At 70.3% G+C, this 13309-nt stretch carries 6 protein-coding genes and 1 pseudogene; 5 read left to right on the top strand and 2 right to left on the bottom strand.

What is annotated here, in order from left to right; all coding sequences use genetic code 11:
* Positions 1-2: 2 nt before the first annotated feature.
* On the top strand, positions 3-293 hold the full coding sequence (locus Vlu01_RS26710) for a WXG100 family type VII secretion target (RefSeq protein ID WP_204004741.1): 291 nt from the start codon (positions 3-5) through the stop codon (positions 291-293).
* Between the two features lie 98 nt (positions 294-391).
* Here Vlu01_RS26710 and mycP read toward each other — a convergent pair whose 3' ends face one another.
* On the bottom strand, positions 392-1690 hold the full coding sequence (gene mycP, locus Vlu01_RS26705) for a type VII secretion-associated serine protease mycosin (protein WP_239096147.1): 1299 nt from the start codon (positions 1688-1690) through the stop codon (positions 392-394).
* Positions 1691-1842: 152 nt separating this feature from the next.
* Here mycP and Vlu01_RS26700 point away from each other — a divergent pair, with 152 nt between their 5' ends.
* From Vlu01_RS26700 to Vlu01_RS28110, 4 genes and pseudogenes are all read left to right on the top strand, one after another.
* Positions 1843-2235, top strand: coding sequence for a YbaB/EbfC family nucleoid-associated protein (locus Vlu01_RS26700; RefSeq protein ID WP_204004738.1), 393 nt, complete (start codon positions 1843-1845; stop codon positions 2233-2235).
* Positions 2232-2570 carry a hypothetical protein gene (locus Vlu01_RS26695; RefSeq protein WP_204004735.1) on the top strand — a complete coding sequence of 113 codons (339 nt, stop codon included), beginning with the start codon at positions 2232-2234 and terminating at the stop codon, positions 2568-2570. Before Vlu01_RS26700 ends, Vlu01_RS26695 begins: the two co-directional genes overlap by 4 nt.
* Before the next feature lie 45 nt (positions 2571-2615).
* A pseudogene (locus tag Vlu01_RS26690) lies at positions 2616-9722 on the top strand (toxin glutamine deamidase domain-containing protein); the annotation flags it as partial.
* A 142-nt stretch (positions 9723-9864) separates the two neighbouring features.
* Entirely contained in the window at positions 9865-10155 is a 291-nt protein-coding gene (locus Vlu01_RS28110) for an SUKH-4 family immunity protein (protein WP_505841234.1), read from the top strand.
* Positions 10156-12707: 2552 nt separating this feature from the next.
* Here the strand turns inward: Vlu01_RS28110 and Vlu01_RS28040 are convergent.
* The gene (locus Vlu01_RS28040; protein ID WP_373307520.1) at positions 12708-13187 is read right to left on the bottom strand and encodes a hypothetical protein; all 480 of its coding nucleotides are present in this window, start codon (positions 13185-13187) and stop codon (positions 12708-12710) included.
* Positions 13188-13309: the final 122 nt, after the last annotated feature.

The raw sequence follows: 13309 nt of genomic DNA, 5'->3' as shown, positions 1-13309 counted from the left end.
TCATGACGGAGATTCGGTACAACTTCGCCGGCTTGAACGCCGCAGCGGACAGCTGCAGCGGTGCGGTCCGGAACATGACCGGAGAGCTGGACGGGCTCAAGTCCGGCATCGCACCGCTGCTGGCCACCTGGGACGGTGACGCCCGGGAGGCGTACTTCCAGCGGCAGAGCGAGTGGGAGTCGGCTGCCAACGACCTTCGTGACCTGCTCGGTCGGATCGAGAAGGCGTTGCGCGAGTCGGCCGGGAAGATGCAGGCCCGCGAGGCGGCCAACCGCGCGAAGTTCGGCGGCTGAAACCCAGCCCCAGCACCGATGGCCCGGCCTGTGCCGGGCCATCACTGTCTGTGCCGCGAGCAGCGGTCGCCGTTCGACGACTGGCGTCGACGCCGCCGTCAACCGCGTGGCGTCGAATTCGGTACCCGAAAGAAGATTTCCTCGGGTTCGTCGATCTCAGGCTCGATTGGCGGCGGCGTCGATGGGCGGGTGGGCCGCCACCGGGTGCGCCGGCCGCGCGGCAGCAGCGCGGCCAACGCCGCGACCGCGACCGCGACCGCAGCCAGCGCGAGGCCGATCCAGAGGGCCAACCGGCCGAACAGCGCCCAACGCTCCGCGCGGGCCTGTGCCGCTGCGTCGTACGGCCTGTCGGGTAGCGGAGGCTGGGCCACCGGAGTCCCGTTGGCCAGCCGCTCAGTGACCGCCCGATACGGGTTGACCACCCCGCTGCCGTAGCCGCGGGCGGCGTCGCCTCGGGCCGGATCGGCGGTGGCCAGGATCCGTTTGGCAACCGCCCGGGCCGACAGGTTGGGCTCCGCCGCGCGGATCAGCGCGGCGGTCGCACTCACCATCGGGGCGGCGAAACTGGTTCCGTCGTAGGTGTTGTGCCCGACCAGCCGAGTCGCGGCGACCACCGCCCCGCCCGGGGCGCTGATGTCCACGTACGGCCCGATCTGGGACTGCCGGATCCGGGCACCGTACTGGTCGATGGCGCCCACGCCGATCACACCGTCGTAGGCTGCGGGATAGGGCACCGGATCGGGGCGGGCACCGTCCTGATGCTGGTTGCCGGCGGCGGCGACCAGCACGACGTCCTTCTCCACCGCGTAACGGACCGCCTGCTCCACATCCTGGTCCGGGTAGTAGAGCGTCACCGACAAGTTGATCACGTCTGCGCCATCGTCGACCGCGCGCCGGATGGCTTGGGCGAAGACCGCTCCGGTGACGGTGTCACCGCCAGCACCCGGGCCGTCGTTGGCGTTACGTTCACTGACCCGGATCGGCACGATCGTGACATCCGGTGCCAGGCCGTGGAAGCCCACTCCGTCCTGCCGGCGGGCGGCGATGATGCTGGCCACGGCGGTGCCGTGGGATACGCAGTCCACGTCGCCGCCGGGAGTGCCGCGCAAGGCGTCGAAGCCGGTGGTCACCCGATCGGTCAACTGGGGGTGGCTGCTGTCGGTGCCGGAGTCGACAACCGCGACCCGCACGCCCGCGCCGGTGCTGAACGGCCACACCCGCTGCGGGGCGAGCCACCGCTGATGCCAGGGCGTCTCGGTGTTGACCTCTCCCGGATCGCTCGGATTGGTGCAAATCGCCGGTGCGGCAGCTGCCTGAGCTGCGGCGGGAATCACCAATGCCGTGGCCATCAGCGTTCCCAGCAGCACGAACGTCGCGACAGGACGGTCCCGGAACATGTCTGCACGCCTCCCCGTCACCCGGCCCCGCTGAATCCTAGCGGCGGGTGGTCTCCAGACCGGGCACACCGATGTCGTGCCCATTCAGTATGGTCGAGTTGTCACGCCCGGGCGTGGGCGGCGGATGGGACCTGCGCGGGGAGGAACACGCCATGGACGTACAGGCGCTGCGCGCCCGTGCCGACGAGCTGATGGCGCAGTTCGAGCGGATGCGCTCCGGCGTCGGCGACCTGCAACAGCAGCTCAAGACGGTGAAGGCCACGGTCACCTCCGAAGACGGCCTGGTCACCGTGACGGTCGGTCCTCGTGGCCAGGTGACGAAGGTCGAGTTCGACCCGCGCATCTACCGTCGGCCCAACTCGAAGGAGCTTTCCGCCACGGTCACCGAGACGATCCAGCGGGCGACCGAGCAGGCCATGGCCGAGGTCGAGAAGCTGGTCCGGCCATTCGTGCCGGACAGTCAGTTCCAGGCCTACATTGATCATGACCTCGACGGCATCTTCCGTCAGTTGGACAGCGATCTGCCCGGGGAGGAGAAACGGTGAGCGAGCTACGCGAAACCTTCGTCAAGCCCGACGCTGCCCTGGAGGGTGCCAACGAACTCGGCGCGGCCGGCGCTCGGTTGGCTTTGACGTGGAGCAATGTCGCGGCCACCATCAACACTCTCAACGGCGCCAAGCCTTGGGGCGACGACGAGCCAGGCAACGAGTTCAACAAGAACTACCTGGGTGGCGATCAGCCGGCGCAGCAGGTCCTCGACATGGCTGCTGATCTCGTGCCGCTGGTCGAGGTGCTGGGGCCCACCGTCAAGGGAGCGGTTGAAGGCACCGTCGACACCGACGACATGGTCAAGACGCTGTTCGGCGGCGACGACAAGTAGCAGTTCACCCGCTACGGGTCGACATCGGACAGAGGGGCTTTCGGGGTGGCGATACCCAATCCCAGGAACTCGCTCGGCGAGTACGCATGGGTCTGGGACGCCATTTGCTGGGTGAGTGCCGGAGAGGCGTGGCCCAGCGGCGACGAGGACCGGATGCGGGAGTTGGCCGACGCATGGCAGGCGTTGGCCGACACGGTCAGCGAAACACTCGGGCAGGCCGATCCGGCCGTCATGAGAATCCTGCAGAGCTGGGGCGGCGGTGCCGGCGAGGCGTTCGGCGGGTTGTGGAATCAGATCGGCGTAGACCCGAACAAGGGCCTGCCGCTGATCCAGGAGATCTCCGCCGCGTACGCCTCCGGATGCGACCAGGCCGCCCTGGAGATCGAGTACGCCAAGTTGACCGTGTTCATCGCGGTCATCATCACGGTCATCGCGGTCTTCGTCGCGCTCCTGATGGCCTGGTTGGGTGGAGTGTCCGCCGGTGCCATCCCCGGCATCCTGGCTGGCGGCCGGCAGGCCGTGACGATCGCCTTCCGACGGTTGATCGCTCAGATGGGTCGGCAACTGTTGACTCGGGCGGGGATGCGGGCTGCTCTGCGGGCGGCGGGCACCCGGATCGGCCAGACGGTCACCAGCCAGGGCTTCCGGCAGGGCCTGAATCGCCTCGGCCGTGAGTTGCTGGAGGAAATCGGCGAAGAGCTGATCATCGACGTCGGTGCCCAGGCGTACCAGATGCACACCGGCCAGCGCCGGCAGTGGGACGGCAACCGGACCCTCACCGCTGGCGTGGGTGGGGCCTACGGCGCGGTGCTCGGCACCGGCATGAACTGGGCGGGTCGGCGGGTGGCCCCGCGCATGCCGTTCTCGTTCAGCCCATCACAGCTTTCCTTCCGGGGCAGCGGCATGGTCCGCTGGGGCACCACGAGCCTCGCCTCCGGTGCCCAGAACGCCGTCATCTCGCCGGCAGCCAGTGTGCTCGCCAACGGCACGATCAACGGGCAGTGGGCCATGCCCGGTGCGGACGCGTTCCTGGGCGGCTTCGCCAGCGGTGCCGGTCGTACCGGAGCCACGCTGACCGGCGGCGCCACCGGCAATCTCGCTGCGCGGATCACCAACTCGGGCCTTGGCAGGATGGGAATCGACCTCGCTCCCGGCGCCGGACCCGCTGCCGGTGGGCTCAACCCGGGCCAGGGAGTCGGAGGCGCGAACGGCCTCGGTGACCTCGGGGGCGGCACCAACGGCGCTGGCGCCGGCTCGACCGGCGGTGGGACCAACGGAGCCGGCTCGACCGCAGGTGGGACCAACGGTGCCGGCTCGACCGGCGGTGGCTCCGCGTCTGGTGCCGGCGCCGCCGGCGGCGGCACCGGCTCGGCATCAGACGGTGGCTCGGTCGCCTCCGGTGCCAACTCCGGGACCGGCGCGGGTGGGTCCGATTCGGGTGGTGCCGGCAGTTCCAACGGAGCGGGCGGCACCGCGGGTGCCGGGGCGACCGACCCGGGCGGTGGCACAACCCAGAGTGGCACCGGCACGGTCCCCACCGACGGAGCGGGTTCGATCAGCCTCGCGCCCCCGTCGGCGGATGGTTCCGCAGCGCCGACGAGCGACGGCACCGCTGCACCGACCGGGGACGTGGCCGATGCTGCCGACACCTCGCGCGTCGACGGCTCCACCGGAAACCCGGTGAGTGTCCCCGCCGACATGGCGGCCACGACACCGGCCCCCTCCCCCGCCGTGCCCGACAACGTGGAGGGCGGCAACGCCACCAACGACCAGAAGGGGGCACCGGAAGGCCGAGGTGCGTCGGTCACCGAATCATCTGCCACCGACCGGACCCACACACAAACCGACTCCGACACCACCAGTGTCGGCGACCGGAGGGCCAGCGAGACGCCGGTTCGGACCGACGACGGGCAGGTCGGGAGTCCCCCGGCGGACGTCACTGCCACTCCGCCTGGCGACGTCTCGGCCGGCTCCGGTCGAACAGTGACCGACACCCCGGTAGGTGACGTCACCGCTGTCGGCCCGGTCGCCACAGACCCGTCCGTCAGCACGGACGTGCCACCCACCGTGCTACCCGGCACGCCGGCCGCAACTCCGGTGTCGACGCCTGCCACCGCTCCGGTGGTAGGGACACCGCCGGCCACGGCCACCCCCACCGGCCCGACCACCGCGACGAACCCGACCCCCACCACCGCTACGCCCGCCACGGCCGGCCCGCCGGTGGCGACCACGCCCACCGCCTCGACGGGTACGCCGACCACGCCTGGTACACCGACCACGAGCAGCCAGCAGCCCGCCGGCAACACGCAACCGACGCCCGGCCGGGGTACGCCCGTCGGACCGGTGGTCAATCCGGCTGCGGCGAACACGGCAGGCTCGATTTCGCTCGCGCCGGCTACTGGCCCGGCCACCACCACCCCGGCCCAGCCCGTCGGACCAACCCAGCAGGCCGCGCCCACCCAGCCGCCCGGTACGCCGGCCCAACAGGTCGCCCCGGCTCAACCGACGCCGTCCACCGCTCGGCCGGACACGACACCTACGCCGGCCAATCCGCTTACCCCGACGGCACCGGCAGAGACGGCGGGAATCGAGCCGACGACTCCCTCCTCTGACGCCGCTCCCACCGTCGCCCCGGAGACGAGTCCAAACTCCCAGCCGACCGATCCGGCTCAGCGGACCGTCGACGGGCCGGTCGTGATCCCGGTGCCAACCAGTAGCGGGACCCTTCAGGGTGATCCGACGCCCCCCGGTCCCGGGACAGCGACAGGCCCGGTCGACCCGCAGACCCTCAAGCGGTCGGAAGGACCCACCGGCCGGGGCACCCACAGCTGGCAGATGGATCCGACGTCGGTGGACGGCGACCCGAACGGCCCCGAAGCCGAACGCGCGCTGATCGAGGCATCGCGGACGCTGGCCGAGACTGTCCGGCGCGAGGTGAAGGCAGGGACAGTCTCGAAGGGCAAGCAGCCCGGTATGGCCGGTGCGTTGCTGATGCCCAACGGCGTCATCACGACGCACACCAGCATGACCGCTGACAAGGGCACCAAACCGCCCACCCAGCCCCGGGTGCATCCCCTTGCGCAGGCCGCCCTGGACCGGATCGCGGCGAACCTTGTGGACGGCGTGGGCGGCGGGCACGGCAAGTGCGCCGAGGTTGCCCTGGTTTCCGACCAGCTCTACCTGCTTGAGCAGCAATGGCGCAACGCAGGGGAACCCGGCGCGTTCGAGCAGTACGCTCGGGACGCCCTGCAAGGCGCCAAAATCGTCACCCACCAGATCAAGCCGGCTAGATCAGACGGCGTCCTCTATGAACTCGGGCACTACCGCCCGCCGTGCCGATCGTGTGCGCACTTTTTGCCTGAGTTCAATGTTGAGCCTGTTGCAGACTCAGAACGGGACGTAAGCGTTTACCAACCATCAGTACCGGGCCGGGTGGGTACGGGCCCACTGTTGAGTGACAACCGCCCTTACGGCCAACCCGAGGGTTTGATTCCGCCTGACCCGAGCGACCAGCAGGCGCTGGAAGATGCCGTTCCAAGCGATCGCGCGACCGGGCGGCCAGAGTTGCATCCGGATCCACGTGGCCCGTGGATGGGGCTGATCAATGACGGCGGCCCCACTGTGCCAGGCCGAAACACCAACTGTGCCGATGTGGGACTTTCTGTCCTGTTCACCTGGTTCGGTCGACCAGAGGTGGCCGCACCGACGGCGCCTTCCACCACGGTCGAGACTGGCAGTACTGCGCGGCAGGAGCGGGCACTCGGAGCCCCCTTCACCCACCAAGGCAGCGGGACAACTGGACTGGACGCAGTCGCCGAGGCACTTCGTGTGGCAGGTCCGGGATCTGCGGCTTTGATTGTCACCAGTTGGGGCGACGGACCCGGCGCACATACCTGGAATGCGGTCAACCAGGATGGCACCATCATTTGGCTTGACGGCCAGAACCAGTTGATCTCCGAAAGCGATCCGCTGCACGCCGACCGAGCAGGTGGCGTCTGGTCGATCGTGCTGGATGCCGAGGGTGATCCGATCGGCCAGGCGGCGCCCGAGTCCAGCACACCGGCTCCGGTCCCGCCGGCCTCGACCGCGGACGTGCCGGCGGGCAGTCGGGACCAGCCAACCGGCCGTCCCGGCGCAGGCGCCGACCCGAACAACCCCGACCGTACGCCCGGCGAACCGACCGGTTCCGACGGAACACCGACCGACCCGAGCAACCCGGAAGCACCGCCTGCCGAACCGACCGGTTCCGACGCGACACCGACCGATCCGAGCGACTCGACGCCGGGCAGTCCGAACCCGGAGGGCGATCCTGACCTGAGCCGCGTCGACGACCCGGGTCCGGACGCCGAGGGAACCCCCGATTCGGCGGTCTGGCCGGACATGCAGGGCTGGCCGATGCCGGACACGCGCCAGGTCGGGCCGGAGCAGTTGGCACCGTTGGAGGATCCGCAGTACCAGGACGACGTCGAAGCGAGCCTGCGAACCCCGGACGGGTACGAGGTCTTCGCCGACCCATCGACCCACCCGTACGGTCAGCTGATCAACGACGGCGGGCCGGATCAGCCCGGTCGTGCCAACAACTGTGTCGACACGGTCCTCGCGGCGTTGGCCAGCTTCTACGGCGATCCGCAGGTGTCGCATCCGCGCTGGCCGGACCGGCTCGACGACGGAACCATCGAGACGACGCTCGGCGAACTGAACGGCTTCGGCCGGATCGAAGGCTGGATCGGTGGCGAGTGGAACGGCGACAACGACGCCCTCCCGGGTACGCCCGCGGAGCGGTCGGCCGCGCTGGCTGACCAGTATGAGCAGCTGTATCAGCGGGTCCGTGACGCCGGCCCGGGCGCGGCCGCGGTCGTCGCCGTCGACTGGATCCAGTTCGACGAGAACACCGGGGCCCCGCTGCTCGACGCCGAGGGCAACACGCAGCCGGCCGGTGAGCACGTCTTCCTGCTCGTCTTCCCGGAGGGCGCGGACGGGCCGGTGTGGTGGGATCCGCAGTTCGGCAGCACCACCACCGACCCACTGCCCGGCGACTATGTTGAACTGACGCACAACCTGTGGTCGATGGAGGTGCAGCCCGGCCATGTCGATGAGCAGGGAGGAAGCCCGGCAACTGATGACCAGGCTGCTGGGAACGGACAACCCGGTGGCGGTGTTCCCGTTCGAGTTCGGCTGGGCAGCCCAGGAGACCCTCTCCCCGCAGCAGCGGACCCAGGGCCGACAACTGGGCCAGGGGGTCTTCATCATCGACCAGACGGGAGTGGTGACCGTACATCCCAGCCTGCCACCACCGTTGATCATGAAACGGTACGCGGCGGCCCGCCGGGAGGGTCGGATCACCGGCCGGCAGGTCTGGCCGACCCCGGATCTGACGGACTGAACGATTCCGGTGCCGCGCCGGAGAGTGATCCTGACGCAAGTCCCTACCTGGACGGGCTTCCGGACGCCGACCGGGCCACCCTGCTCGACGCCCTGACCGGGGCGCGGACGGAAGCCGACCAGATCCTGGCCGACCTGCACGACCTCAACGCCGAGGTGAACGCGCAGCTCGGCCTGACCGGAGCGGACGCGCTCAGCACGCTCGGCGAGCAGCACCGCGTCAAGGGCGCCGAATCGCTGGCCCGCAAGTACCGCACCGAGCTGGAACCACTCGGATACGACATCGGCTCGGCGCTGGACACCGTCAACGACGTGGTGCGCTTCTCGGTGCGAGGACCGGAGTCCGAGGCGTACGGGCCGGCGGTGGATGCGCTGCTGACCTCGTTGGAGGCTCAGGGTTACCAGGTCACCGACCTGAAGAACTTCTGGCACCCCGGGAACCGGTTCTTCGGTCTGAACTGCACGCTGACGGCACCGTCCGGGCGTACCTTCGAGTTGCAGTTCCCGACCGGCACCAGCTACAACGTCGGCAAACAGACCCACGAACAGTACGAGGTGATGCGCGACCCGGCGCAGTCGCCGGCCGCCCGCGTACACGCGTTCCTCGACATCCTGGCGATCAACAAGGCCAACGGCATCGCGGCGAACATGCCGGGGGGCATGGCCAGCGACCGGTTCGGCACACCGAAGGACACCAGCTTCGCGAAGTGGATGTCGTCGCCTCGGCAGGCGAGTATTCGGGAGTCGTACCTGGACTGGCTCGGGCAGCAGGGCCTGACGTTCGCCGACGTGCTCGCCGCGCGAGGATTGGCCGCGTCCGACCTGCCGGGTCTGGACCCTGACCTGATGGGGGGCGTGCATGGCACCGCTGACGTTCGGATACTTCCTCCTCCGGAGACCGGACGATCCGGACGGCCCGCCGGTCAACCTGATCGCGGAGGCGGACAGCACCGGGCCGACGCAGGCGGTGATCTGGGACCGGCCGACGCGGACGTGGACGTTCCGTCCGGACGTGGCGGCGGCGATCCTGTGGGCGAATCCGGAGCGCCACAAGATTCAGCAGGTCGACCGGGCGACGGCCGAGCGCCAGGTGGCGCACTTCGCGACGGTGCCGTTGCCGACGGAGGACGAGCTGACGGAGATCTGCCGCTCGGCGGTCTGACCGCCGAGCCGCCCAGCGGCCCGCCCGCGTCGGTGCCGCTCGACACGGATCACGGATTGGCGCAGACCCGGCGCCTCGGGCCGGGTGAGCTGGCACCGTTGGAGGATCCGGCATACCAGTGGGACGTGGAGCAGAGCCTGCGTACGCCGGACGGGTATCTGCTCTTCGCGGATCCCTCCACCCACCCGTACGGACAGTTGGTCAACGACGGCGGGCCGGACCAGCCGGGGCGCGCCAACAACTGTCTGGACGCTTCGCTCTCGGCGCTGTCCAGCTTCTTCGGTGACCCCAGGGTGTCCTTCCCCCGCTGGCCGGATGTCCGCCCGGACGGCACGATCGAGACGGTGACGGGCGAGGCGAGTGGCCTCGACCGAGCTGAGCAATGGCTCGGCGTCGAATGGTCCGGCGGGCCGGAGGGCTTGCCCACGACACCGGCCGAGCACGCGGCAGCCGTCGCCGAGCAGTACGCACAGCTTCATCAGCGTGTCGCGGAGGCCGGTCCGGGTTCGGCGGCCCTCGTCGTGGCCGAATGGGTGAGGACGGATCCCCGCACCGGTGAACTCGTCCTCGACCGGGGACACGTACAGGTTCAGGACTCTCACGCTCTGGTCCTGGTGTATCCGGACGGCGCCGACGGTCCGGTCTGGTGGGATCCACAACGAGGGACGACATGGCCGCAGCCCCCGGCCACGTACCTGTCGCAGACGTACGCGCTGTGGTCGATGGAGATCATGGCGGAGAGGGATTCGAATGACGGAGGACGAGGCGCTGACGCTGATCAGACGCCTGCTGGGCACGGCGAACGAGATCGAGCTGCATCCGTTCGAGTTCGGCTGGCTGGCGAAGGAGCAGCTGTCACCACAGGAACGGGCGGAGGGCAGGCAACTGGGACACGGGAGCTACATCATCGACCAGACGGGAGTGATCACCACGCAGATGAGTCTGCCGGTGCCCCTGCTGATCACGGAGTACACGCAGGCCCGCAGGGAGGGCCGGATCATGGGTCGACAGGTCTGGCCGACGGAGGAAACGACGGCCTGACACCGCCGGTCGGAACGGTCGGGGACGCCGCGCCACCAGGCGTGGACGGCCCGCCGCCGGGCAACTCCGGGCCGGTGGCCGACCCGGACGGCCCCGACCTGCGGCAGGCAGCGGCCGGTACGACCTTCGGCGGCGCACTGCTCGACCCCAACCCCGGGCGTACCTCCATCGCCGTCGAGGCGGCCCTGACCGCAGGGCCACTACCCGACGGCGCCAGTGCCGACCCGACCGCCGCCACGGTCACCCTGAACACCCTCGACGGCCCCTATCCGGTACGCATCGAGTTGACCCCGGCTGCGGTGGGCGCGTCGGTCGTTCCGGTCGCCACCATCGGTTACACCACCGACGGGGCCGTCGTGCAGGTGTCGACGAGCGCCCACCCGGACCACGTCCGGCGGGCGGTGGCGGCAGCGCTCGCCGAGGTGGACACCATCGCCCAGCAACGGGCCGAGGGGCTGCGGTTCGACGCGACCACCGCGCTCGCCGAGGGCGCCCGCCCGGAGGGCGACGGCACCCGCGTACTGACCGCGCAGGACATCGGCAAGCTGGCCGAGCTGCGAGTGGTGCTCGCCGACAGCTCCAGCGCCACGGATCCGCGAAGCGCCGCCCAGCTACGCGCCGAAGCACTGAGCCTGCTCGTCGCCTCCGGCCTCCTTGAACAGGAACCGACGCACGTCGTACACGGGCTCGGCAGCAACACGCCCGTCGTCGGGCCGGAGGCCGCCCGGGCCCGTTTCGACCTGATCCATCAGCATCTGGGTCCTCTCGCCACCGAGGTCGAAAGTCTCCTCGGGCTCTCGAGAAGCGACGGACAGCAGCTGTTGGCGGACATCCGCGCCGCCCAGTCGGCTGTCCGCGCCGAGGCTCGCGCCTGGGCCCAGCAGGCCACCGAACTGCGCGACCAGGCCGATCTCGCGCTGACCGCCAGGGTGGACGCCACCCTGGGCGTGGCGCCCGACCACGTCTTCGACCGACTTGTCATCGGTGGTGGCTGGGCCGCGACCGCCGACTTCGTCACCATGGGGGCCGCTGCCGACGCCGGCCACGGCCTGCCGCCGGTGCTCTGCATCTCCCAGGGGCACGATCCGTGGGCGGAACGGCAGGCGCTGCTGATGGGGCAGGTCCCGTCGGAGCTGGAGATCCCCGGCCTGCCGTTCCAGCCCGGCGACCTGGCCGAGGAGGGCACCCAGTTCACCCCCTCCGACGTCTTCGCCGAGGCGGTGGGTGCGGCGCGGGCGCTCACCGGGATGCCGACCTACCAGGGGACCGCGACCTCGATCACACCCCGGCCGGCCGACGCCACGGGCTGGCCCGACGGTGCCAACTTCCGCGTGACGGTCAACGGCCGGGACTTCTACACCACCTCCGTGGACATCGCCAGCGGTCCGGGTCCCTCCCGGGTGCCGAGCGTTCCGGCCGACACCACCGGCAGTTACGTCGACCCGAGCACCGGCTACCGCGTCGACCGGACCGGTGACACGGCGCTGTTCCAGGACCCGGACGGCAATCCGGTGGCACCGGAGAACGTCCCGCCGGCCGTACGGGCGGTCCTCGGTGGTCCTGGCACCGGCCGGTCGGATCTGCCGTTGCTGGCGGATTCGACCGGGCGGCCCACCGATCCGCTGGTGGTCGACCCTGCCTCCGGGTACGCCGTGGACGTCACCACCGGCCAGGTCCTCGACCCCGACGGCGCGCCGGTGGATCCCGCTGCCGTCCCGGCCGAGGTCGGGGTCCGGCTGGGCTTTACGCCGGACGGCTCCTTCCGTGATCCCCGGCCCGCTGCGACACCTGTCGACTTCGGTGGACAGAACCTCGCCGACGCCTACCGCCCGGGGGACCGGGTGCTCGTCTTCGGTGCTGGTGCCTCCGGCGCGTGGGACATCGAACAGGCCGTGGCGTCGCCGGCCGCGAGCGTGGACTGGTCGGCCCGAGCGATGGACCCGCCACCGGACCAGCTCACCGGTGATCCGGCCCAGGATGCGCAGGCCCGTCTGCGGCACAGTTTCGGAGGTGGCTACAACCGGCGCAACACGCTGCCTGATGTCGGTGCCTACGCCGACACGGTGCAGAGCCAGGTGGACCGGTCGCTCCGCGAAATCGTCAGCCTCCGCCACACCGTCGACGGCGGCTTCCTGGTGGAGTTCACCGACGGCAGCCGACAGGCGTACGACCGGGTGGTGCTCTCGATCGGCCAGGCGGCCGAGTTCCCGGGCGGCGTCGCCAACCTGATTCCCGACATGGACCTTGCTCCCATCGAGGGGCCGGCCACCGGGTCGGTAGGACCCTCCGACGTGCTGGGACTGCGAGACGGCAGCGGTCAGCTGCGCATTCTCGGGGCGGCGAGCGTGGCCGGCCCGGTCATCAGCAGGGCCGACGAGACGGTGGAGGATGCAATACGCCGCCAGGCTGCGGCCCTGCCGGCTGATTCTCGGGGCATCGCGCCCAGCATCCGGTTCCACGCGCAACGGATCGCCGAGGCCAACCGACCGGGACCGCCGGCTGCCACGAGTGACGGCCCGACCCTGCCCGGTCCCCGGTCCGGTCCGGACACCTCAGACATCGTGGTATCTCGGGGGACCCTCCCGAGCCCAGCGGACGTCGAGCCAGGGCAGCGGTCCGTACCGGTCGAGCAGACGCTGCCCGAGGGCGGGCATCTCGACCCCGATCGGTCGCCCGTCGATGTCCTGGCCGATGCCGTACGGCAGGATGTCGACCCGGTTGCGGTCGAACTGGACGTAGCGCACACAGGGGAGGTTGCGGCTGGCGGCAAACGCCTCGGCGCCCTCGGCACCGATGTCGCAACCGGACAACCCGAGCCAGCGCAGCCGGCCCAGACGACCGGAACCAGCGAGGTGCCGCACGCCGACGTCACCGATGGGGTTTCCGCCGAGGTCCAGTCCGACCAGCTGCCCCAGCAGGGGCGACGCGACGATGTCGGGAACGTGCCCGGCGACATCGGTCAGCACCAGGTGCCGGACGGGAACGCTTCGCCAGACCTCGATTCCGTGGTCGAGGAAGGTGCCGGCGGGCATGGTGACAGATTCGACGAATCCGCGCCGCAGTCGCCAGTCGTCGACCAGGTGCTCGATCGGACGGGCGAGCCGTGGTCCGACTCTGCGCCGGAGCAGCAGACGTCGTGGCGTACTTCCGCCGT

This window comes from Micromonospora lutea, assembly GCF_016863535.1.
In the GTDB taxonomy this organism is placed as follows: Bacteria; Actinomycetota; Actinomycetes; order Mycobacteriales; family Micromonosporaceae; genus Micromonospora; species Micromonospora lutea.
Note: the sequence above shows the minus strand (reverse complement) of the source record. Positions and strands in the feature narration are given on the sequence as shown.